The organism is Euzebyales bacterium, from assembly GCA_035461305.1.
Classification (GTDB): domain Bacteria; phylum Actinomycetota; class Nitriliruptoria; order Euzebyales; family JAHELV01; genus JAHELV01.
Genome location: DATHVN010000076.1, coordinates 13,907 through 36,575 on the forward strand (window position 1 = coordinate 13,907; position 22,669 = coordinate 36,575).

General features: G+C 71.3%; 22 protein-coding genes and 1 pseudogene. 12 read left to right on the forward strand and 11 right to left on the reverse strand.

From position 1 onward, the window contains the following. Positions 1-393 precede the first annotated feature (393 nt). Both VK923_07095 and VK923_07100 read left to right on the forward strand, forming a co-directional pair. Positions 394-840 (forward strand): YccF domain-containing protein, encoded by a 447-nt coding sequence (locus tag VK923_07095; GenBank protein ID HSJ44429.1) that lies wholly within the window; start codon positions 394-396, stop codon positions 838-840. 105 nt (positions 841-945) lie between these two features. Continuing rightward, the gene (locus VK923_07100; GenBank protein HSJ44430.1) at positions 946-1,359 is read left to right on the forward strand and encodes a hypothetical protein; all 414 of its coding nucleotides are present in this window, start codon (positions 946-948) and stop codon (positions 1,357-1,359) included. 282 nt (positions 1,360-1,641) lie between these two features. Here VK923_07100 and VK923_07105 read toward each other — a convergent pair whose 3' ends face one another. The 7 genes and pseudogenes from VK923_07105 to VK923_07135 all read right to left on the reverse strand — a co-directional run bounded on the left by VK923_07105 (position 1,642) and on the right by VK923_07135 (position 6,715). Next, positions 1,642-1,797 (reverse strand): hypothetical protein, encoded by a 156-nt coding sequence (locus VK923_07105; protein ID HSJ44431.1) that lies wholly within the window; start codon positions 1,795-1,797, stop codon positions 1,642-1,644. A 9-nt stretch (positions 1,798-1,806) separates the two neighbouring features. Beyond that, positions 1,807-3,258, reverse strand: a complete 1,452-nt coding sequence (locus tag VK923_07110; protein HSJ44432.1) for a lipase maturation factor family protein — start codon at positions 3,256-3,258, stop codon at positions 1,807-1,809. 3 nt (positions 3,259-3,261) lie between these two features. After that, positions 3,262-3,549 carry a hypothetical protein gene (locus VK923_07115; GenBank protein ID HSJ44433.1) on the reverse strand — a complete coding sequence of 96 codons (288 nt, stop codon included), beginning with the start codon at positions 3,547-3,549 and terminating at the stop codon, positions 3,262-3,264. Positions 3,550-3,700: 151 nt separating this feature from the next. Then, positions 3,701-4,504: pseudogene (locus VK923_07120) on the reverse strand (TIGR01458 family HAD-type hydrolase). Between the two features lie 82 nt (positions 4,505-4,586). Further along, complete coding sequence (locus tag VK923_07125; protein HSJ44434.1) at positions 4,587-4,922, reverse strand: hypothetical protein; 336 nt, start codon at positions 4,920-4,922, stop codon at positions 4,587-4,589. Positions 4,923-5,220: 298 nt separating this feature from the next. Beyond that, a complete protein-coding gene (locus tag VK923_07130) occupies positions 5,221-5,628 on the reverse strand; it encodes an SAM-dependent methyltransferase (protein HSJ44435.1) in 408 nt (135 codons plus the stop codon). 100 nt (positions 5,629-5,728) lie between these two features. After that, on the reverse strand, positions 5,729-6,715 hold the full coding sequence (locus tag VK923_07135) for a hypothetical protein (GenBank protein ID HSJ44436.1): 987 nt from the start codon (positions 6,713-6,715) through the stop codon (positions 5,729-5,731). 91 nt (positions 6,716-6,806) lie between these two features. On the opposite strand from VK923_07135, the gene VK923_07140 reads away from it, so the two are divergent. After that, on the forward strand, positions 6,807-7,364 hold the full coding sequence (locus VK923_07140; protein ID HSJ44437.1) for a TetR/AcrR family transcriptional regulator: 558 nt from the start codon (positions 6,807-6,809) through the stop codon (positions 7,362-7,364). A 564-nt stretch (positions 7,365-7,928) separates the two neighbouring features. On the opposite strand, the gene VK923_07145 is transcribed toward VK923_07140, so the two are convergent. After that, positions 7,929-8,339, reverse strand: coding sequence for an MmcQ/YjbR family DNA-binding protein (locus tag VK923_07145; GenBank protein HSJ44438.1), 411 nt, complete (start codon positions 8,337-8,339; stop codon positions 7,929-7,931). Positions 8,340-8,502: 163 nt separating this feature from the next. On the opposite strand from VK923_07145, the gene VK923_07150 reads away from it, so the two are divergent. After that, on the forward strand, positions 8,503-9,198 hold the full coding sequence (locus VK923_07150; GenBank protein HSJ44439.1) for a hypothetical protein: 696 nt from the start codon (positions 8,503-8,505) through the stop codon (positions 9,196-9,198). Between the two features lie 93 nt (positions 9,199-9,291). Here VK923_07150 and VK923_07155 read toward each other — a convergent pair whose 3' ends face one another. Beyond that, positions 9,292-11,871 carry an NB-ARC domain-containing protein gene (locus tag VK923_07155; GenBank protein HSJ44440.1) on the reverse strand — a complete coding sequence of 860 codons (2,580 nt, stop codon included), beginning with the start codon at positions 11,869-11,871 and terminating at the stop codon, positions 9,292-9,294. A gap of 178 nt (positions 11,872-12,049) precedes the next feature. On the opposite strand from VK923_07155, the gene VK923_07160 reads away from it, so the two are divergent. The 3 genes from VK923_07160 (at position 12,050) to VK923_07170 (ending at position 14,334) form a co-directional block, all read left to right on the forward strand. Beyond that, positions 12,050-13,573: a vanadium-dependent haloperoxidase gene (locus VK923_07160; GenBank protein ID HSJ44441.1), complete on the forward strand. Its 1,524-nt coding sequence runs from the start codon at positions 12,050-12,052 to the stop codon at positions 13,571-13,573. A gap of 109 nt (positions 13,574-13,682) precedes the next feature. Further along, positions 13,683-13,949 (forward strand): hypothetical protein, encoded by a 267-nt coding sequence (locus tag VK923_07165; protein ID HSJ44442.1) that lies wholly within the window; start codon positions 13,683-13,685, stop codon positions 13,947-13,949. After that, positions 13,933-14,334: a dihydrofolate reductase family protein gene (locus VK923_07170; GenBank protein ID HSJ44443.1), complete on the forward strand. Its 402-nt coding sequence runs from the start codon at positions 13,933-13,935 to the stop codon at positions 14,332-14,334. The genes VK923_07165 and VK923_07170 overlap by 17 nt, the downstream gene beginning before the upstream one ends. Here the strand turns inward: VK923_07170 and VK923_07175 are convergent, their stop codons facing one another. Then, positions 14,335-16,605, reverse strand: a complete 2,271-nt coding sequence (locus VK923_07175) for a glycoside hydrolase family 3 C-terminal domain-containing protein (protein HSJ44444.1) — start codon at positions 16,603-16,605, stop codon at positions 14,335-14,337. It abuts the gene before it with no gap. A gap of 222 nt (positions 16,606-16,827) precedes the next feature. On the opposite strand from VK923_07175, the gene VK923_07180 reads away from it, so the two are divergent. From VK923_07180 to VK923_07190, 3 genes are all read left to right on the forward strand, one after another. After that, the gene (locus tag VK923_07180; protein HSJ44445.1) at positions 16,828-17,790 is read left to right on the forward strand and encodes a VOC family protein; all 963 of its coding nucleotides are present in this window, start codon (positions 16,828-16,830) and stop codon (positions 17,788-17,790) included. 127 nt (positions 17,791-17,917) lie between these two features. Continuing rightward, positions 17,918-18,775, forward strand: coding sequence for an alpha/beta hydrolase (locus VK923_07185; protein HSJ44446.1), 858 nt, complete (start codon positions 17,918-17,920; stop codon positions 18,773-18,775). Between the two features lie 230 nt (positions 18,776-19,005). Further along, complete coding sequence (locus VK923_07190; protein ID HSJ44447.1) at positions 19,006-19,380, forward strand: carboxymuconolactone decarboxylase family protein; 375 nt, start codon at positions 19,006-19,008, stop codon at positions 19,378-19,380. Between the two features lie 314 nt (positions 19,381-19,694). Here VK923_07190 and VK923_07195 read toward each other — a convergent pair whose 3' ends face one another. After that, positions 19,695-21,029, reverse strand: coding sequence for a DUF2254 domain-containing protein (locus VK923_07195; GenBank protein ID HSJ44448.1), 1,335 nt, complete (start codon positions 21,027-21,029; stop codon positions 19,695-19,697). A 347-nt stretch (positions 21,030-21,376) separates the two neighbouring features. Here VK923_07195 and VK923_07200 point away from each other — a divergent pair, with 347 nt between their 5' ends. Both VK923_07200 and VK923_07205 read left to right on the forward strand, forming a co-directional pair. Then, positions 21,377-22,102 carry a polysaccharide deacetylase family protein gene (locus tag VK923_07200; protein ID HSJ44449.1) on the forward strand — a complete coding sequence of 242 codons (726 nt, stop codon included), beginning with the start codon at positions 21,377-21,379 and terminating at the stop codon, positions 22,100-22,102. Between the two features lie 190 nt (positions 22,103-22,292). After that, entirely contained in the window at positions 22,293-22,607 is a 315-nt protein-coding gene (locus VK923_07205; GenBank protein ID HSJ44450.1) for a hypothetical protein, read from the forward strand. The last annotated feature ends 62 nt before the right edge of the window (positions 22,608-22,669 follow it).

Genomic DNA, 22,669 nt, shown 5'->3' on the forward strand with positions numbered 1-22,669 from the left:
TCAAGCTGATGGCCCCTCATCGGTATGTACCTTCCCATGCTCCTTGATTACCGGATCAAGAGCAGTCGTCGAACGCCGCAACATGACGCCGATTTCGCGATCGGCCGCCGCTGCGACGTATCAACAGTGACACGTTCATAATTGATCAGTGTGACCATCGCGACACTTCTGCGCAAATCGCCGCTGATCCGACAGATGGACTTATCCACAATGCCGCTGACCTGCAGAATCCACAGCAAACGCCGGCTTGTGCACATGCCCGTCCACAGGTGCGCTCGCTGATTTCCACAGAAGCCGCCCGCAATCCACAGATTCTCTGAGCAATTCACAGGTGGATCGCCCTGCGCCGGTGACGATCCACGCCTGCTGGCGGCCGTGCCGGCCCGTGGATCCGTGCGTACCATCGTGGCGATGGCACTCCTGGGCAACCTCCTGTGGCTGGTGCTCGCCGGCTGGTGGGTGGCGCTGGCCTACGTCGTCGCGGGCATCGTGAACTTCGTGACGATCATCGGCATCCCGTTCGGCATCCAGGCGTTCAAGCTCGCCGGGTACGCGTTGTGGCCGTTCGGGCGCGTCGTCGTGACCACCGATACGGGCTACGGACCACTGGCCATCATCGGCAACGTGCTCTGGCTGATCCTGACCGGCTGGGAGCTGGCCCTGGCCCACGTCGTGGCGGGCCTGCTGCTGTGCCTGACGATCGTCGGGATCCCGCTCGCGATCGCGAGCTTCAAGATGGTCTGGCTCGCCCTCGTGCCGTTCGGCAAGGAGGTCGTCCCCGCGTCGGCCGTGCAGCCCGACGCGAGCGTGTTCCACGGCGGCGTGCAACCACGGACGTGACCCGCCGCGACCCGACGTCAGTCGCCAGCTCGGCGAACACGACGACGTTGTCCTCCCCCTGTTCATCGCCGTGCGTCGGGGCTACGCTGAGCGTGGGAGTGAAGCATGAAGGACTACCTCGTCGTCGCCAACCAGACGCTCGGAGGCACGAAGCTGCTGGAGGAGCTGCGGCGTCGCGTCGCACAGGGTCCCTGTCGCCTCCACCTGGTCGTACCGGCCAACGTGCGGGGCGAAGGGTGGACCCACACCGAGAGCGAGGCGTATGAGATCGCCAGGAAGCGACTCGACGAGGCCATCGAGCGCTTCCGTGAGCTCGGCGTCGAGGTCGAGGGCCAGGTGGGCGACGAACGTCCGCTCGACGCCATGCGAGATGCGATGCGCAGGGTCCCGTGCGACGAGATCATCCTGTCGACCCTGCCCAGAGGGGCGTCGCGGTGGCTGCGGATGGACCTGGTAGCCCGCACCGACCGCACCTTCCCTGTCCCGGTGACGCACGTCGAGGCCACCGAGGACGTGTGACCGCCTGCGTCGTCGGCTGACGACGTCCACATGTCGTTGCGATCAGCGCACACCACGACCACCCACCTGGGGGCCATACAGCCTGCGCTCGAGAAACCGCCCGAGGTAGCTGTGACGGTGCGAATCCGATGGGTGCACGACGAGCAGTGGCGTTGGGTTTCTGTCACGAGCCGCTGGACGAGGCCGGTGAACTCCACGTCCGGGTGCTGGCGCTGCTCGGTGGCGCCGACGACGACCATGTCGGCGGCGCCGGCCGCCTCGCGAAGTCGAACCGCCGGATCGTCAGCTCGTTCCACAACGCTCGCCCGCGGCCTCGGCGGCCAGACCCGGCAGCACGAAGATGCCGCTGCCGATCATCGCGCCGAGGCTGATCGTCACGGCCTCCGGGAACCCCAGGCCACGTTCGAGGGATGCGCCCTCCCCGGGGCCTCCAGCCATGGCCCGAGTCTACAGGTACGTACGTAGGAGCTGGCCGTCATCGCCCAACCGGATCGGCGGCACCGGCTCACCAACGCGACGGCGGACCCACCAGGCGCCGGTCTCCCGTCGCTGCGCCGGGGTCGTGAAGTGGTAGCGGTAGCGCAGGACGCGCACCGCTGCCGGCGGACGGTCGGGGAACGGGCTGCGGCGCAGCAGCCCCAGCACGTGCGGATCCGCCTCGAGCAGCCGAAGCAGCAGGGTGAACACCCAGTGGTGTGACACGACCGGCGACATCGCTGCGAACCACATCAGCCAGTCCAGGCGCAGGTGGTAGGGCGCGATCTGGGGCGGTCGGCGCTGGGGGTCGCCCGGCTTGGCGCGGAAGGCGTAGGGGCGCCACTCGCTGTCGGGTCCCGGCTCCTCGTCGATCGTGCCCTCCACGACGAGTTCGTAGCGCTGTCGCGTGATGCCGCCGAACGCGCCGTAGGTGCCGACGAGGTGCAGCGGGTTGTAGCGGGTGTTCATCACCTGGGACCGCGACAGCATGTTGCGCACCGGCCAGAAGCTCATGACGAGGGTGACGGCCGCGACGGCGATCACGAGGCCGGTGAACCACGACGAGGGCGGGTCCGCCACCACCGTCGGGTCGACAGGGAGCCACGCGAGCCAGCCGTCGGCCAACGTGACCGTCGCGAGCACCATCGTCAGGACGTTGAGCCACGCGAAGTTGCCTGTCAGCACGAGCCATCCCTGCGTGACGATCACCACGGCCGCCGCCACCGACGCCGTCGGCTGCGGCAGGAACAGCGCGAACGGCGCAAGCAGCTGCGCGACGTAGTTGCCGAGAGCCTCCACGCGGTGCCACCAGCGCGGCAGGTGGTGGGCGTGCCAGCTGAACGGCCCCGGCAGCGGCTGCGTCTCGTGGTGGTACTCCAGGCACGTGAGGTCGCGCCAGCACCGGTCACCGCGCAGCTTGATCAGCCCCGCACCGACCTCGACGCGGAACAGCAGCCACAACACCAGCACGATGCCCAGGCGCGGTGGAGCCACCCGGTCCGAGCCGAGGAACGCGGCGACGAAGCCCGCCTCGAGCAGGATGGACTCCCAGCCGAAGCCGTACCAGATCTGGCCGACGTTGACGAACGACAGGTACAGGGCCCACACCACCAGCCACCAGACCAGGTGCAGCCACACCGGACCGGCCTGGGGTAGCCCGACGGTCAACGCCGCCGACAACGCAACGCCGACCCAGGCGACCGCCAGCGCGAACCGGTCCGAGTGATGCATGTGGAACAGGCTCGGCTGCCGGCGGAACCCGACATGCTCGAGGTAGCGCGACACGGGCGTCAGTCCACGGGCGCCCAGCAACGGACGGAACTGCAGGACCACGTTGACGAACGCGATGGTGTGGATGGCTCCGAGAGACCGGGTGAACAGCCAGCGCGCCGGCCACAGGTCGGGCGCCGTGAGCCAGTCCATCGCCTACCCGAAGCGACGGTGGAACTCCATCTCGAACGCGGGGTACAGCTGGACGGCCTCCCGCACGTCGAAGCGGTCCATCAGGTCCCGCTGGGACACCCGGTCGAGGAGGATCTCGACACACCGCCGGGCGACTGCCGCCGCACTCACGCCCTCGGAGCCCCACCGCTCGTAGTCTGCCCGGCTCAAGCTCACGACGTGGGTCGACCGGCGTCCGGCCTCCTCGACGGTGACGTCGAAGTGGAAGCCGTCGTCGGTCTCCTGCTGGTTGCTGACGTTGACGTCAGCCATGGGCACTCCTTCCGGTCCGGCTCGCGGACAGCGCGCGGCCTCGTCGGCTGCCGACGCACCTCTCGCACATCGACCATTGCCTCCCGCGCGCAAGCGCATGCGTCAGCGGAACCTTGCATCCTGTCAGGCAGATGCCACCGTCGGGCGGACGTCAGGCGTCACGGATGCCGGCGAGCAGGTCGGGCACGTCGACGATCGATTCGACGACGTGGTCGGGATCACCGCCAGCGGCCGCGAGCAGCTCGGGACGGAACTTGCCTGTCCGCACGAGCACACCGGTCAGGCCGGCCGCCTGCGCGCCAAGGACGTCGCTGGTGACGTCGTCGCCCACCATCGCGGCGGCCTGCGGCGTACACCCGAGGTCGGCCAGCGCGTCGGTGAACATGACCGGGGCGGGCTTGCCGACCACGGTCGGCGCGATGCCGGTCGCTGCCTCGATCGCCGCGGCAAAGGCGCCCGTGTCCAGGCGCAGACCCTCGGAGGTCTGCCACACCGCGCTGCCGTGCATGGCCACGAACGGCACGCCCTCGGCGACCAGTGCAGCCAGCCTGCTGACAGCTTCCCAGGTGAAGAGCGGCCCTGCGCCACCGAGCACGACGACCTCGGGATCCCCGTCGACGTCGACCAGGTCGATGTCGCCCAGGTCGTCGGTCGGCCCGTCGTCGAGCAGCAGCACCCGTCGGCCGGGATGCCGGTGTCGTAGGTGTGCCGCGGTGGCGCTGGTCGCCGTGGCGATCTCGTGGTCGTCGACGTCGATCTCCGCGGCGCGCAGCGCACGTGCGATCGATCCACGCGTCCGGGAGGTCGTGTTGGTCAGGAACCGCACGCGGTACCCGGCACGCCGGAGCTCGGTGACCGCCTCGGCCGCACCGTCGATCGGCTCCCACGACAGGACCAGCACACCGTCGATGTCGAGGAGCACGGCGTCGATCGACTCGGCCATGCACGTCCTCCGCGGCGGTCGGCAACCAGTCCGGTCATCGTGCCCCGCGTCGCCGACCCTGTCGACCGCGTCCGTCGCGCAGACGCCTGCGTGATCACGAGGTCGCTGTGCAGGATCGCCGGCATCCGCGACAGCCGCAGGTCAGATCCTGTGCCGGCACCTCGTAGTCGATCGTTCCGGTCAGGAAGCGCACGGCGTGGCACATCAGGGCGATGGTCATCCACTCACCGGCGCAGCGGTGGTTGACGGGCAGAGCGTTGAGCAGCTCGACCGCCGCAGTCGAGCGATCAAGGACCGCACCGTCCGAGTCCCGGTCCGTCGCGACCCGCCACAGCGCGGTGTTGTCGTCGACCAGCAGCCGCCCGGCGCGCACATCGCGGACGGGGCCCCGCGCCCACCGGTTGCCGCGCTCCGCGGCCGATCCGACCACGGACGTAGCGGTAGCCGCGCTGCCCGCCGCAGTCGATCATCGCCGCGAGTCCGCGGTGCGCGTCGCCACATGTGGTTCCGGCAGCGGGACACCGGCCCAGGCGCACACATGCGGGTGCGGGTCTGGAAGACGTCACTGCGGAAGCGCTCACAGCGCTTGGTGATGAACTCATAGCCGTCGGTCAGCAGCGCGAGGGTGCTGCCGACGCCCGGGGTGGCCCGTGCTGGGCTCACGGATGCTCCTGACGTGTCGGAAGCGCTGATCCTGTCGAGCCGTCGACTGGCGGGGGGTGCGTCAGTCAGAGGGCTGGCTTGATGTCGATGATGGGCGTCTGGTCGAGGCAGTCGAGCCCGCGCACGACGATTGCGTCCGGCTCGACGCGGATCAGCTCCACGGTAGACACGCCGATCGGCGTCGGGCGGTGTGGACTGCGCAGCCCGAACACGCCCATCGGTCCCCACTCCGGGTGCGTGCGCGACGTCTGGACCAGCTCGTAGTCCCCCGCGCGGTCGAACCACATGAGCACATCGACGGCCTCGTGACGGCCGAGTCCGCGCAGACCGTCACGGAACTCCGGTTCTACGGATATGCGGACTTCTGGCCCGTCACGCTGGGGACCCGGTGGGCACTCCTGGAGCTCGTGGTACGGCGAGGAGGCCACACCGATGACCACCACCGACCGGGCCGCGCTGTCATCGATCGTCACGGTGTCCTCCTGCCAGGTGGCACCCACTCGCCGGGTCAGTGGGTCGACACGGTACTGGCCAGCTCGATCGCGACCTGTCCTCGGCACCGCGATGGCCGCGTCAGAACAGCCGGGCGTTCTCAGCGAGCACCGCCAGCCAGTGGTTGGTCCGCTCCGCGTTCGTGAGGTCGCTCCAGTGGGCGAACAGGTCCACGGCGTCGCCGAGTGGACGCCGGCCCTCGGCCTGGTGGATCTCCAGCATGAACGACGGCCGCCCGGACGGTGCTGCGGCGGCAACGGCCGTGTCCACGATGGCCCGCAGGCCGTCCGGCCCGTACATGGTGTCCAGTGCACGACGCCCCTGGTAGGCGAACGTCAGCGGCACCCGCGTGAGGAAGCTGATGTGGTCCGACACGCCGGCGACCAGCGGGTGGCCGTCGTGCACGTGGAAGTGCAGCGGCTTGCCGGCCCGTGACAGGGTCCGGGTCATCGTCAGGACGGTCGGCAACGCCGTTGCCACCGCCCGCTGCAGGTCATCGACGTGACGCACCAGCAGCTCGTCGTCGGTCTGCAGGCGCGCGATTTGAACGCCCGGGCACGATGCGGCGAACGCGCGGTGGGCCTGGTAGATGCCGACATGACCGACGTCGACGCACAGGCTGACGGACGTGATGTCGGCCAGCCTGGCCCCGAGATCGCCGAACCACGCCGGATCGTGGCCGGCCGCGTACTCGAGGAAGAGCATCGGCCGGCAACCCGCGACCTCGGCGTCGAACCGACGCAGGACCGCGACCAGCTCGTCGGTGCGCTCGGCCATGTGCTTCGTGTCGTGAACCACGAAGCCAGCCACCCGGCCGTCGAAGTTCTGCACGAACGCGGCGACCTTCGCCCGGTCCTCGCGTGACAGCAGGTCCAGCCCGCGGTCCAGGTGCACGGTCGGCGGCGCGATCCAATCCGGCGCGTACCTCAGCGCGTGCTCGAGCGAGTCGATGTCATCGGCGTGCAACTCCGCGCCGAGACCGGCCTGTTCGAACCGCAGCCGAGCGAGCCGCAGCAGCGCGTCGTCGCCGGCGACGCGCTGCTGGAACAACGCTCGAAGCTTCTGCACCCGCCCCTCCGTGTCGGAACGCCGATGATGCCCCGCGTCGGAGCGCTTCAACCTCTCCGCTCAAGCGGCCGGTAGAGGCTCGGGCAGGCCTGTGAACACGGCGCTGATCGACGCGGCGTGCGAGCTCATCCCCGAGGTGGGCTGGGGATCGGTCACCACCAGGGGCGTGGCGGCACGGGCCGGTGTCCGGCCCGGGCTGGTCCACTACCACTTCGACTCAGTCGAGGCGCTGCTCGTGGTCGCCGCGACGCGGGCCGCCGACGGTCTGGTCGACGAGGTCCGCGACGTGCTGGCCGACGCGCCAGACATCGCCTCCGGGATCGACGTGCTCGTCGCGACGACCGCCGCAGTCGGCGATCGGGGCCCGGCGAGGCTGCTGCTGACCGAGGCGTCCCTGGCCGCCGCGCGGATCCCGGACCTGCGGGTCGCCCTGACCGCGTCGCTGGCCGACCTGCGCACCGTGCTCGCGACGTGGCTGCGGCACCGCGGGCACGACGGCGACGCCGACGCGACAGCGGCGGTCATCACCGCCGCACTCGATGGCTGGGCCCTGCACCGCGCCGCCGACCGGTCCCTGGATGTCACGCCGTTCCGCAACGGCCTGCGGACGCTTGCCACCGTTGGACCCGAAGGGAGCGGACCGGAGTGAGAGCACTGATCTGCGGCACCGGGATCGCCGACTGGCGACGGCGTGGTGGCTCGACCGCACCGGCTGGGACGTCGTCGTCGAGCAGGCCGTGCGCCTGCGCGACGAGGGTACATGATCGACTTCTGGGACGCCGGCTACGACGTGGCCGAGCGGATGGGGCTGCTCCCCCGCCTGCGCGACGTCGCCTACCATGTCGACCGCGTCAGCTGCGTCGACGCGGCCGGGCGCGAGGTCAGCCACATCGACTACGACCTGTTCGCGCGAATGCAAGCCGGCCGGCTGCTCACCCTCATGCGCGGCGACCTCGAGCACGCGCTCTACGACGCGCTGGCCGACGGCGTCGACCTGCGGTGCGATCGCAGCATCGCGCGGATCGACGGCGACGGCGCCTACCCGTCCGGCGCAGGTCGCCGCATCAGGACATGGCGCACCACGACGGCCGTCACCTCCGCCTCTCGGAGGACCGTGTATCGCGACCCCGGCGACACACCGACCAACGACGACGGTCGCTTCGTTGGACGCCGCCGGGCGGCGCCGCGAGCCTCGCGGCTCTGCGGGGCTGGCTCAGCCGCTCGCGTCGAGCTCGCGGACGAGCGTCTTCGGCGCGACGCAGCGGTACGACGAGACCACGATCGCGGCGATCTCCTCCCAGTCGACGTCGACGTCGAGCCGCACGCCGATCCAGCCGCGGTGCCCGACGTAGGGCGGGCGGAAGAACCGCTCCGGCTCCTCGCGGATCAGGTCCTCCTGCGCGCCGTCCGGCGCAGCGCACACCAGCGCCAGCCGGCCGTCGCCGTGGTGGTCGTCGGTAAGGTAGCCCACGGTCCGCCTGCCCCGGACGAAGAAGGTGATGGCGCCGTGGCTGCGACGCTCGGTGACCTCCGGCAGGTCGGCGCAGATCCCGCGGAGCCGATCCGCGGCCACCGCGACGTCGTCGTCGGTGTAGGGCAGGTCCTCCCGCGGCGTCGACTCCATCACGGGCAGTGTCGCATGCCCGTGCACGACCGCGGAAGGGGTCGCGGACCGTCAGTGGCGCCGGAACGTCGATCATGACCTCAGATCCCGTCTGGGGCTGGCGACGACGTCGATTGCGGCGCACACTGGGACCACGTGTCACGCGACGAGCGTTGGAGCCACGATGTCGGTCGCCCACCCGTACCCACCCGAGCACGTCCCGGTCCTGTCACGCGGCAAGCACCGGAACGCACGCAAGGGCGCCTGCTTCATGGAGTTCGCGTCCTACCTCGCCGGCGAACGCTGGAGCGACCACCCGAGCTGCACCCACCCGTTGCTCGCAGCGCTCGCCCGCGGCGTCAACGATCACACGTCCGACGAGGGCCGCCAGCGCCTCGCTCCGCTGATCCCCTCGGTGATCGGCCTGACCGGCGACGATCTCCGGGTGGATGCTCGGATCGCGTTGCTGTGCGCGCGGACGGCGCTGCCGGTCGTGGCCGTCGAGCAGCAGCGCGTCATGGCCGTCGGCGTGCTGTCGTGCGAGCGCGTGCTGGAGCACCTCGGCGAGCCCCACACGTCGAGTCCCCACGAGGCCAGCCGCAGGGCGGTCGAGCAGGCGCCGCACGCCATGCAATGGGCCCGACGCTTCACCGATGAGCTCGCTCCGTCGGTCAAGCGCTTCCGTCGCGTCGCCGCGCCGAGCATCGTGGCGAACGCGGTGAAGGGGATCTCCGACGCGTGCGTGCCCGATGCTGACGAGCTGCTGCTACGGCTGCTGGTCGACGCGATCGGTGAGTGCCGCCTGGTGCTGTCACTGGACGCCGAGACGACCGGGCGTGTCGGCGCCGACCCGTCACTCGGCCGGGCCGCCTCCCGCTGACGGCACGCGCCCACGAGGCCCGCGGGCATCCAGTACCGCGGCGGCGTGGCACGGCTGCCGCGCGCGACCGACGCCCCTCCGAGAGCGGCAGGCTCATGTCGTGGGGGCCAGCCGGTCGCTGAGCGCGATGCGCAGGGCCTCGTCCAACGGCATGACGCGTCCGCGGGCCTGCCAGCGCTGCAGGTCGCCGCCCGCACGCTCGGCGATCAGCGCCCTGATCCGCTCGTTCTCCGGCACGTCGCCGGCGACCTCGCGCAGGTCGAGCCGTTGAGCGGTCGCTTCGGCGGACGCCACCAGCACCGCCGCATCCTCGACCCGCCCCTGCCGTACGAGCGCACCCGCCAGGGCGATGGCGACCCAGGGCAGCTGGCTGCGGTGTCCGTACCGCCGGTGGAGGTCGACCGCGTGACGTGCGAGCTCGACGGCCTCGTCCAACGCGCCGCGGTGCGTCGCGATGTACACCCGGTTGCCGTGGCACACCGCGTCGCGCTGGTGGTCTCCGGTCGCGCGTCCCAGCTCGATGCCTGCGCGGTACGCGGCGTCCGCGGTGTCGTCATCGCCATGGATGCGTGACAGCTCACCCTCGACGTTGCACCCGATCCCGACGAGCACCGGGGCGGCGGCGGCCCGAGCGAGGCCCGTGCCGTGGCGTACCAGCGCGAGCGCTCGCTCGTAGTCCTCGGCGGACCCGAGGTAGGTGTGGGCCACGTCGATCGTCGCGTACGCCTCGTACAGCTCGTCCCCGGTCGTCCGCGCCACGTCGAGCGCGTGCTGCACCTCCCGGCGTGCCTGGACCAGGTCGAGCTGGCCGAAGTGCACGAAGCCGCACGTGATCGCCCGCCTGATGTCCAGCGCGGGCGGCACGGCGACGTCACGCACGGCGAGCATCCAGCGACGTGCCAGGTGCACCATGCCGGTCCGGTGGAAGTACAGGCCGAGCGCACCGAACAGGCGGGCGGCGTCGACCGGCCGGTCGGCGACGTTCCACGCGAACGCCCGGGTCAGGTCGGGGAGCTCCGCGTCGATCCTCTGGACCCACAGGTCGGGCTGCGACCGCAGCATGCGCTCCGCCGCATCGTCGGCCCAGGCGGTGAAGTACGCGGCGTGACGCGCGCTCACAGCGTCACGGTCGTCGACGTCGGCCAGCAGCTCGGCGGCGAACTCCCTCACGAGCTCGAGCATGCGGACCCGCGTCTCACCGTCGACGCCGCGGCGGTGCTGGAGCAGGCTCTTGTCGACAAGCCCGCCGAGCGCGTCGTCGAGGCCGTCGCCGACCGCCTCGGCGAGGACGTCGGCGGCCCCGTCCGGACGGAACGGTGCCGAGAACACCGCCAGACGCACCAGGAGTGCCTGCTCGTCGGGTGTCAGCAGCTCGTAGCTCCATGCGATGGTGTTGCGGATGGTCTGCTGGCGCTCGTGGACGTCGCGCGACCCGCCGGACAGCTGGAGCGGCCGCCGGCGGAGGCGATGGAGGATCTCGGTCGGCTGCAGCAGGCGGCACTGCGCGGCCGCGAGCTCGATGGCCAGCGGGAGGCCGTCGAGGCGGGTGCAGATCTCCACGATGGCGTCACGCTGTGCTGGTCCGAGATCGACGTCGGACCGGACCGAACGCGCCCGGTCGACGAACAGCTCGACCGCCGGGCCGTCCGGCTCCAGGCCCAGTGGCTCCACGTCGTACACCTGCTCCCCGTTCAGGCGGAGGCGTTCGCGGCTGGTCGCCAGCACGCGTAAATGCGGGGTCTCGTCGATCAGGTCGGACACGACCGTCGCGCCGTCGATCACGTGCTCGACGTTGTCGAGGATGAGCAGCGCCCGCTTGTCGGCGACGGCCTCAGCGACCGCCGCCACAGCCCGTGTGTGACCTGTCACCGTCACGTCGACGGCGTCGGCCACGACGTCCGCGACCGCGCGGGGGTCGCTGATCCTGGTGAGGTCGGCGAACCACACCGCGTCCGGGCACGCCGCACCGCTGCGCCACCCGACGTTGATCGCCAGCCGCGTCTTGCCGATCCCGCCGGGACCGAGCAGCGTGACGATGCGGTTGTGCCACAGCAGGTCGAGCACGGCGTCGGTCTCGGCCTGCCGCCCGACCAGGGTGCTGGCGGGCAGCGGCAGTGCCGCGGCCCGCGTGAGCATCCGCAGCGGTGGGAACCTCGAGGCCAGTCCCCGGCCCTCGAGCTGATGCAGCCTGACGGGGTCGTCGATGCCGCGGAGCCGATACGAGCCGAGGTCCGTGCACGTCCAGCCGTCCGGCACGCCAGCGTTCCTCGTGGCGTCGGACAGCAGGATCTGACCGCCATGCGCCGCGTCCACCACACGCGCGACCAAGTGCACGGCAAGGCCGTAGTAGTCCTGGCTCTCCAGCTCGGCCGCACCGGTGTGCAGACCCATCCGGACGCGCACGGTCCTCCCGCCCGGCCAGGCGTGGCGAGCCAGCGACCGCTGGGCCGCTGCGGCGGCCCCGACCGCTGCGGCCGCGTCGGCGAAGACCACGAAGCACGCGTCACCCTCGTGGCCGAACACGACGCCGCCACGCTCGTGTGCTTCGGCCGCGATCACCGCACGCTGCGCGGCGATGACCGCAGGATAGGCGTCCGGGTCGCTGGTGACCAGCCGCGTGCTCGCCTCGATGTCCGTGAACAGAAACGTCACGGTGCCCGTGGGGAGTGTCATCTCCGCGATTGTCGCCGCGGGTGGGACCGTCAGCCAGGCCGCACCCATCGGATGGGCGTGATGCACCAGATGTACACCTTCGTTCACGTGTTCGTACAAGTGGAACTGGCTAACGTCCAGACCATGGGCGCGGGGCCGTGCGGGCGGCTCCCTCACAAGCGGAACGCGGGAGCGTGCGATGCGACACAGGTTCGTCATGGTCATGGTGCTCACGACAGCGCTGATCACGGGGAGCGTCACGACAGCGGGTGCACAGGTGGACGTCGAGGCTGACCTCGATGTCGTTGTTGGTGACCCCTTGCCGGCGCTGCCCATCGGCCCCGGACCGCTGTACCCACTCGACCGGTACGGCCCACGTGCCGACGACAACGTGGTGCTGCGCTGGGACGAGCAGACGCTTGCCGCCATCCGGGCGCTGCACACCGGGCCGACGATCAACGCCCGCGCGGTTGCGATCGTCCACACCGCCATGTACGACGCGTGGGCGGCGTACGACGAGACCGCCGTCGGAACACGGCTGGGCGATGACCTGCGCCGGCCGGCCTCCGAGCACACGACATCCCACAAGAGCATGGCGATGAGCTACGCCGCCTACCGTGCGCTGGTCGATCTCTTCCCGGCCAAGGCCGACGACTTCACGGCCTTCATGCGTGCTCTGGGCTACGACCCGAACAACCGCTCGAACAATCCCGCGACACCTGTCGGCGTCGGCAACCGTGCGACGAAGGCGGTGCTCGACTTTCGCGCCATGGACGGCTCGCACCAATCCGGCGGTTACGCCGACACCAGCGGATACGAACCGGTCAACACACCCGACACGGTCAACGACCCGTTCCGGTGGCAACCGCTGCGACACCCCGACGGCACCGGCGGAACCGTGGTCCAGAGGTTCCTGACACCGCACTGGGGGCAGGTCACGCCCTTCGCGTTGACCTCACCCGAGCAGTTCCTGCCCCCGGGCCCAACGATGCGGACCCTGTTGCAGCTCGACGAGGAGATCACCGACACCCTGCTGCACAGCGCGTCCCTCACCGACGTCCAGAAGGTGCGGGCCGAGTACTGGGCGGACGGTCCCGCCAGTGAGACGCCGCCGGGGCACTGGTGCCTCTTCGCGCAGGCGGTCTCCCGCGCGCGCGACCACAGCCTGGACCAGGATGCCAAGCTGTTCTTCGCGCTCGCCAACGCCGAGCTCGACGCCAGCATCGCCGCGTGGCACGCGAAGCGGAAGTGGGACTACGTCCGGCCGATCACGGCCGTCCGCACACGCATGGAGGGCAGGTGGGTGCTCGCATGGGCGGGTCCCTACAAGGGCACGCGCCTGATCAGGGGCGAGACGTGGCACCCGTACCAGGCGGCGACGAACCCGAGCCCGCCGTTCGCCGAGTACGTGTCGGGTCACTCCACGTTCAGCGCGGCGGGTGCGCAGGTCCTGCGGCGCTTCACCGGCAGTGACCTGTTCGGCGCCCGCACCAGCGTTGCACCGGGAGCGTCCTTCGTGGAGCCGGGGCTCGTGCCGCTGGTCCGGCAGGTGCTCATCTGGCCGACGTTCAGCGACGCGGTTGCCGAGGCCGGCATGTCCCGCCGGTACGGCGGCATCCACTTCCCGGACGCCGACCTGCACGGGCGGACGATGGGCGAATCGATCGGGCAGCAGGCGTGGTCGAAGGCCCGCACGTTCTTCGACGGGACCGCCGGCGGCTGACCCACGTCCCGTGCACCGCGATGAGTTCCTGGCCGCAGCGTCGTCTGTCAGGGGTGAGGGCGTCGACGCCGCCGCGTCGCGCCGCCCATCGACCCCAGTGGAGCAGGTCATGCCGAAGCTACGGGTGCACAACCTCTCGATCTCGCTCGATGGCTACGCCGCCGGACCGCACCAGTGCCGCGACCATCCCCTCGGCATCGGCGGCGAGCGCCTGCACGACTGGGCGTTCGCAACGCGCACGTTCCGGCGGATGCACGGCATGGAGGGCGGCGGGACCGGTCTCGACGACGACCTCGCCGCGCAGGGCAGCCAGGGCATCGGCGCCGGGATCATGGGGCGCAACATGTTCGGGCCGGTCCGTGGGCCGTTGGGGTGACGAGCAGTGGGACGGCTGGTGGGGCGACGACCCGCCCTTCCACCACCCGATCTTCGTGCTGACCCACCACCCGCGACCGGCGGTCGAGATGCAGGGCGGCACGACGTTCCACTTCGTCACCGACGGCATCGAGGCGGCATTGGAGCGCGCCTTCGCGGCTGCGGACGGCCTGGACGTCAGTGTCAACGGTGGCCCGGCGACGATCCGGCAGTACCTGCGGGCCGGGCTGATCGACGAGCTGCACGTCGCCATCGCGCCGCTGCTGCTGGGCGCCGGTGAGCACCTGTTCGGCGACCTGGGCGACGCCGTCGACGGCTACGAGTGCGTCGAGCTGACCAGCTCCCCGGCGGCGGCGCACATGCGCCTGGTGCGGACCACGCCGTGATCAGGCCGACTGCAAGCGGGCGAGCCACTCGTCGAGCATCTGCTTCGTGAACCCCGTGTCCGGGAAGACCGCGAGCGTCTCCATCGGCATCGCGCCGATCATCGCGAGCAGGTCGTCGTCGTGCAGCGGACTGTCGCCGTCGCCAACCGTCGCGAGCACCTCGCGTCCCTGCGGATCTGCCAGCCACTCGTGCAGCGTCGACCTCGGCGTCAGTGGACCGGCGATCGACGGCGCGTCGAGGGTGATCGTCTCGGCGGCCCCCAGGTCGCGTGACGACGAGCCGACCTCGATCACGAAGTCGCCGGCCTCGACCGCCCAGCGCCCGAGCTGGACCGACCAGAAGGCGAAGGCGCGCTGGTCGAGCGAGATCGTGACCCGGCGCCGCTCCCCCGGCTCGAGCCACACCTTGGCGGCGCCCTTCAGCTCGCGGACTGGGCGGGCGACCGACGCCTCGACGTCGCCGACGTAGACCTGCACGACCTCGCCGCCGGCGACCCCGCCCGTGTTGGTGACGGTGGCGCTGACCTCCACGTCGAGGTCGCCGTCGGCCACCGAGCCCGACACCGCCACGTCGATGTCGTCAATCTCGAACGTCGTGTAGGACAGCCCGAACCCGAACGGGTAGCTGACCCGCTGGTCCAGCGCGTCGTGCCCGCGGTAGCCGACGAACACGCCCTCGCCGTAGCGGACGACCCCCCGGTCACCGGGGAAGTTCAGGTACGCCGAGTTGTCCTCCAGCCGCAGCGGGATCGTCTCCGCCAGCTTGCCCGAAGGGTTCGCGAGGCCCAGCAGCAGGTCGGCAGCTGCGCCACCGGCGGCCTGCCCCGACAGCCAGCACTCCAGGATCGCCGCCACGTCGCCGTCCCAGTCCGACACCTTCACCGCGGACCCGTTGGCCAGCACGACGACCGCGCGATCGTGCACGGCCGCCACGGACCGCAGCAGGGCGACCTGGGTCGCCGGCAGGTCCATGTCGGACCGGTCGTAGCCCTCTGACTCGTCGACCGCCGGGAGCCCGAGGAACACCACGACGTGATCGGCGTCGCGGGCCAGTGCGACGGCCTCATCGCGCAGCGCGGCGTCATCGGTGTCGTCAACGCGGAACCCCGCGGCGAAGCGAACGTCGACGCCCGGGCCGACGCCGACGGTCAGCTCGTCGAGCGCGACGTCGATGCGCGTCGGGTTGACGTGCGAGCTGCCCGCCCCCTGGTAGCGGGGGGTGCGGGCGAACTCGCCGATGACCGCCAGCGTCTCGCCGGCGACTGGTCGCAGCGGCAGCACGCCACGGTCGTTGCGCAGCAGCACCGCGGACTCGTGGGCCGCCCGGCGCGCCAGGGCGTGGTGCGCGTCGACGTCGACCTCGACGTGCTCGCGCAGTGCTGACTGGGACCGGTAGACCAGGTCCAGCACCCTGCGCACAGACGCGTCGAGCACCGCCTCGTTCAGCGCCCCCGATCGTACGGCTTCGACGACCGCGGCGTCGCTGACGCCCAGGTGCGGGGGCATCTCCAGGTCGAGCCCGGCGCGCAGCGCCGCGACCCGATCGTGGACGGCGCCCCAGTCCGACACGACCAGCCCCTCGAACCCCCATTGCTCACGCAGGACCTCGGTCAGCAGCCAGCGGTGCTCCGATGCGTGGGTGCCGTTGATGCGGTTGTAGGAGCACATGACCGTCCACGGCCGCGCCCCGGTCACGACGCGCTCGAACGCCGGGAGGTAGACCTCTCGCAGGGTGCGCTCGTCGACCTCGGCGCTGACCCGCATGCGGTCGTGCTCCTGGTTGTTCGCCGCGAAGTGCTTCAGCGACGTGCCGACGCCCCCGCGCTGGACGCCCTGGACCATCGCGGTCGCCAGCTCACCGGCCAGCCACGGGTCCTCCGCCACGTACTCGAAGTTCCGCCCGCACAGCGGCGACCGCTTGATGTTGATCCCGGGCCCGAGCAGGACGGAGACGCCCACACCGCGGGCCTCAACGGCCAGCGCCGCGCCGACCTCGGCGAACAGCGCCGGGTTCCACGAGCTCGCCAGGCCCGCCGCCGTAGGAAAGCACGTCGCCGGCGCGCTCGCCGACAGGCTGATGTCGCCAGCGTCGTTGACCTGGGCGCGCAGCCCGTGCGGGCCGTCGGACACCATGATCCGCGGGACGCCAAGGCGCTCGACCGCGGCGGTGTGCCACATGTCCGAGCCACTGCACAGCAACGCCTTCTCATCCAGCGTCAGCTCGGCGACGAGCGCCTCGACGTCCCGCGCGGACGATGCCTGCTCGGTCATGCGGTGCTCCTTGGCTGGCGGCCGGGTCAGTGGGCGGATCGAGCTGACGGCGGATCCAGCTCGCACGTCTCGCGCCGTTGATGCCCCGTCGGCGGCCGGACGTATCGGACCCCGCGAGGACCGATGAGTCCATCCGACCTGAGCGTCGTGATCTCGACCGATGTGACACGGAAGGGCGATCGATGAAGACGGAGCTCGACGAACGGTACGGCGAGCCTGGCGCTGAGCCGACGCCGTGGGCGACGGCCGAGGACGAGATGGCCGCGGCGGACGTCTGGTGGGTCACGACCCTGCGCCCCCCAGGGCGGACCGCACGCCACGCCACTGCTCGCGGTGTGGGCCACCGGCGCGCTGCATGTCTGCACCGGCCGCGGCGAACAGAAGTGGCGGAACCGGGCGGGCAACCCGCGGTGCTCCGCCATCACGGGACACAGCGACAGGACGAGCGGCACCGACTACGTCGTCGAGGGCGTCGCCGAGCGCGTGGTGGACGACGGGCGGCTGCGGGAGCTGGCGGACGCGTGGGAGGCAAAGTACGGACCGGAGTGGCACTTCGACGTCGCCGACGGCGCGTTCGTCGCCGGCGGCCACGTCGCCGAGGTCTTCAGAGTGCGACCGACCGTCGCCTACGCCTTCGGCAAGGACCCCTACAGCCACACCCGCTACCGCTGGCCGGCGCGCACAGGCGCCGTTGCGGCGGCGTCGCTGCGGGACGCCACCGTGGCGGTCCGGCTCCCCGCCCAGGACCTGGACCGTGCCCGGCGCTTCTACGCCGACGCGCTCGGCCTCGAACCGAACGAGACCCGCGACGGCGGGCTGCGCTATCTGTGCGGCGACATCGAGTTCGTGGTGTTCAAGTCGTCGGGCCGTCGGTCCGGCGAGCACACGCAGGCGGGCTTCTACGTCGACGACATCGACGCGACCGTCGCCGAGCTGTCGGGCCGCGGCGTGGTGTTCGAGCAGGCGGCGATGGATGATCTGCCCGTGGACGGCGTCGTGGTCGACATCCCCCGGTACCTATCCATCCACCGGGGCGGTCGGCGAACGGGCGGCCTGGTTCCGCGACAGCGAAGGCAACCTGCTCGGCGTCAGCCAGCTCGTGATGCCCGGGTCGCCTGCTGCCGCACGCGACGTCTTCAGGCGGTGACCGTCGCGCGCAGCCGTCCTGCGGCTCACCTGGGGTAGCATGCGCCTTCGTGCGCAGACCAACGACCTCGGCCGACCTGGACGATCGTCCGCTGGGGCGGCGCGCCGGCTTCATCGCGGACGACCGCGGCTGGGCGGAGCCGATCGAACCGTGCCGCGGCGCCGCGTGACGGCGGCCACCGACGCGCGGATCTCCGTGCGGCAGGACCTGCAGCTGGCCGTGCGCCGCTGGGTGGGTGCCACGAGCCCATCGTTCGTGCTGGTCCACGGGCTGGCGTCGAACGCGCGCATGTGGGACGGGGTCGCTGCTCGGCTGTGCGACGCGGGTCACGCCGTCGTCGCTCTCGATCAGCGCGGCCACGGTCGCTCGTACGCGCCCAACGCCGGCTACGACTTCGCGACGGTCACCGACGATCTGCGCCTGCTGGTCGACGCGCTGGGCCTCGTGCGTCCCGTGCTGGTCGGCCAGTCGTGGGGTGGCAACGTGGTGTTGGAGGCCGCCGCGAGGTGGGGTGACTGGCTGGCGGGGATCGCGGCCGTCGACGGCGGGACGATCGATCTGCAGCAGCGCTTCCCGACGTGGGAGGCGTGCGCCGCGCAGCTCGCGCCACCCGTCTTCGACGGCATCACCCGCCCAGAGCTCGAGCGCCGCGTGCGTCGGATGCACCCTGACTGGCCCGACGACGGCATCGCCGGCATCCTCGCGAACCTCGCCGAACTGCCCGACGGATCGCTGCGACCGCACCTGCGCCGGGACCTGCACATGCAGATCCTCCGCGCGCTGTGGGAACACGAGCCGACAAAGCGCTACCGCGCGATCGACGCACCGGTGCTGCTGATCCCGGCCGACGCGGGAGACGCCGCCCGGACGTCGACCACCCGCCACGACGTCGGCGTCGCGGCCGATCTGCTCCCCCGTTCGCGGGTCCGCTGGCTCGTCGGCGACCACGACCTGCACGCTCAGCAGCCCGACGCGGTCGCACGGCTGCTGCTCGACGCCGTCGGCGACGGCTTCTTCCGTTGACGCGCACCACCGTGGCCGGTGGGGCACCAGCCGTCGTGCCATCCGGACCGACGCCCGCGCTGCGCGCGTCGGTCCGGATGGCACGACGGATCGCGGACGATGGTCCCTGACCGGCCGTCACACCCGGTCGAAGCTGGAGGGTCCGGCGGCGGCGCCTGCGACACGGCGGCACGCCGGGCCAGGCCCGCGACCCGGCTGGGCCCACGGTCGAGCGGCACGGGAGGCAGCCGATGACCACCACCACCGACCACCACGGCCACGGTCCCGCCGCTGCGCGCCTGCGGGAGCTGCGCGAACCGACCATCCGCCTGCGCCGACGCATCCCAGAGGCGTTCCAGGCCTTCCTCGACCTGTCGAACGCGGCCATGACCGACGGTGCGCTGTCGGCGAAGCACAAGGAGCTGATCGCACTGGCTCTCGCGGTCTCCCAGCACTGCGAGGGATGCATCGCCTACCACGCGCGCGGTGCGGCCCGACGCGGGGCGACCGAGCCGGAGGTGGCCGAGGCCCTCGCCGTCACGATCGTGCTCGGTGGCGGTCCGGCGGCCAGTGACTACGCGCCCCGCGCCCTGCAGGCGTTCCGCGAGTTCGCCGACGCGGACTGAGGCAGCGGGCCGGCGGCGCCGGCTCCTGCGTGACGACCCCGTGAGGTCGCTCCGCGGCCGCCGCACCTCAGCAGCCCAACTGGTCACCGCTTCCCGTCTTGGCCGGACCACTCCCGGAGGGGCGATCCGGCCCACGGGTCGTGTCGACACATGCCGATGACGGCAGCAGCACACCTCGCACATGGTTCCCTTGTGCGGACTCGGGCGTCGTCAGTGTCCGCCGAGGCGGGGATGGAATCAACGGGCGCGTCGGCGTGGTTCGGCGCCCGCGACCGCCGCGGACAGCAGTCGAGGGGTCGCCGTGCATGATCAGGTCACGACGACTCGGCGGGCCCGGGGCCGACCGCGTCGCGGACGGCCCGCTGGCGTGCACGTCCGGCCGCCTCGCGGACCGTGGCGAGCTCGGCGGGGAGCCAGCCGACACGTTCGGCCTCGTCGAGGATCAGGTCGATCTCGCGGTCGATGGCCGCACCCCGCACGGGGTCGTCGGTCTCGCCGTGCACGTTCTCGAGCATCAGCAGCAGCGCGAGTGCGACGTTGGGCCGATGCGCCATGGACCAGCGCACGTGCCCGCAGACGATCTGCAGATGGATCACGAGGTCGAGTCCGGTGGCGAACACCCGAAGGTCACCGGCGTCGTCGCAGATCCGCACCGGCGCGACGTGTCGACGGGCCATCTCTGTCAGCACGACCGTCGCGTGGTGGATCGCCTGCACAGCCGAGTACGGGTCGTTGAGCGACGGCGACAGAGCACGGCCGGCGATGTCGACCAGCTGGCGCAGGCCGAACCCGACGTCCTGCTCGATCTTGCGCTCCCGATGGATGATCAGGGTCCGGCCGACCACCCGTTGGTAGCGCTCGATGTCCGCTGCGCCGTCGATCCAGCCGATCGGCCGGCCCCGGACCACGTGGAAGCCGGTCATCGCCGTGATGACCACTGTCGCACCGTCGCCCAGGGCCAGCTCGGCGACCGGCCTGGGATCGATCGCCTGGACGTACCCGGACCGCGGCGCCACCAGCGCGGCCGCCGAGTGCGGTCGATCCGGAGGCGTCGCCGCGGCGTGGTCGGGCTGGCCGAGTGGCATCGTCTCGCGCACCAGGTGCAGCGTCATGGTCGCGACGTCGCTCATGATCGTGTCGATGCGGATGCTGTTGGTGATGTGCTGGATGTAGTAGACGAGCATCCCGACACTGATCAGCGCCAGTGCCAGGGCTCCCGAGACTGCGAGCCGGGGAACGAACGCGCTCCCGCCCGCATCGGGGCTGCCGACCGTGTGGAGGCCGGCGAGGCTGTAGGCGACGGTCCCGACGAACGTCGACAGGACGAGCTGGGTCCCACTGTCACGCAGGAACGAGCGCAGCAGGCGCGGCGAGAACTGCGTCGAGGCGATCTGCAGCGCCACGACGGTCAGCACGAAGACCAGGCTGGTCACCGTGATCATCGTGCTCGTCACGGTCGCCAGCAGCTGCCGGGCGTCGGTCGCGTCACCCTTGAACGCCACGCGCCCGAGCAGGCTGTCCGCGGCGACCTCGATCATCGACAAGACGAGGCCGAGCAGGAGCGCCGAGACGATCGCGAGCGTCGGCTTGGCCCACAGCGGCCAGCGCGTCATGCTGCGAAGCTCGGCGCGGCGTGCCGTCAGACGCACGATGCGCGCTCCTCCGTTGATGCCGACCCGGCCGGCCGTGCCGACCTGCGCCCCTTCCCGATTATTCGCCCTGACGCGACCCGGGACCAGAGCTCGTCCGGCGGGACCCACCGGGATGCGCGGTCCTTCGCGCGGGTGAGGCATGCGGCGACGGTCCCCGGACGGCCCGACGCATGCATCGCCAGCCGCCGGGCCCGCGCAGGTTCCCCGGGATTGCCGACGATCGTCGGTAGCCTCGTCGCGACTACGTACTCGTCATGCGTACGCAGTGGCGGCGCAGGCTCGGCGCACACGCCTGCAGCCCGTGCCGTGCCGTTGGAACAGCCGGCGCACACCGAGGAGCGCGCGTGCGGTCACGGCCCGACATCCGTCTCGCGGTCCACTGGGCTGCGACGGCGGCCGTCGCCGCGCTCGCGGTCGGCACCATCATGACCCGGGTGGAGGCCCCGGACGACCGGCCCGCTCCGGAGCCGGCGTGCTCCGGCCCACCCGTCGCGCTGACGTTCGACGACGGCCCGAGCCGTGACCACGCCGTGCGACTGGCCGACATCCTGGCGCGCAACGACGTGCGCGCGACGTTCTTCATGACGGGCCAGTCGGTGGCGGCACGGCCCGGCCGTGCCAGCCGCTTCGCACGGGACGGCCACCGGATCTACAACCACACGTACGACCACCTCGACCTGACCGCCGTCAGCGACGCCGAGATCCACCGTCAGGTCGCGATGACCCGACGGGCGCTGCGCGCGGCCGGCATCCGTGATGGCCGCGTCGTCCGGCCGCCGTACGGCAGGATCAACCGACGCGTGCGAGGGGTCCTGCGCGACATGGGCTACCGGTCGGCCCGTTGGACGGTCGACACCAACGACTGGGACCGGTCGCGCACGGCGGACGACATCCACCGCGCCGTCGTCGCCGGCCTCGAGCCCCGGGCGAACATCCTCCTGCACGACAAGGAGGACTCCGACGCGACCGTGGCCGCGGTCCCGCGGATCATCCGCACGGTCCGACGCCGCGGCTACTGCTTCGGCGTCGTCGACCGGCGTGGCCGCGTCGTGCGCGACCGCAGGAGCTGATCGCCGACACGGCGAGCGGCCACGGATGCCGCCGCCCGCCGCATCTCCGGCGCGACGAGGCCGTCACCTGTTTCGATGCCGAGGTGTCCGCAACGAGGTGGGGTCATGAAGATCATGCTGCTGTGCTCGGCCTTCAATGGCCTGAGTGAACGGGCGTGGATCGATCTGCGCGGCAGGCCATGAGGTCGTCGTGCGCGTCGTCGGCGACGCCGAGGCGCTCACCGCCGGCCGCCCGGCGTTCGAGGACGCCGTCGTGTCCTGTGCGCACCGGCTCGCGGCGAGCGACCGCTACGACGAGCTGCTGGTCGCCAAGCACACACCGCCCTCGAGGCGGACACGTGCGACCTGCGGCTCGACGCCTATCGCGTGCAGGAGCTGGCCGAGATGCGGGCGGACATCTTCGACGACCGGCTTCTCGTCCGCGCGTCTGGCGTTCGTGTCGAAGCAGCCACCCGGCGCCGGTCCGCGACCGACCGAGGCCGAGGCACGCCCCGCCGCGCACTGATCGGCAGACGGGCGGGCTGAGCAGGGCGCCGGCCGATCGTCCTCGGCTACGCTGCAGGTCCG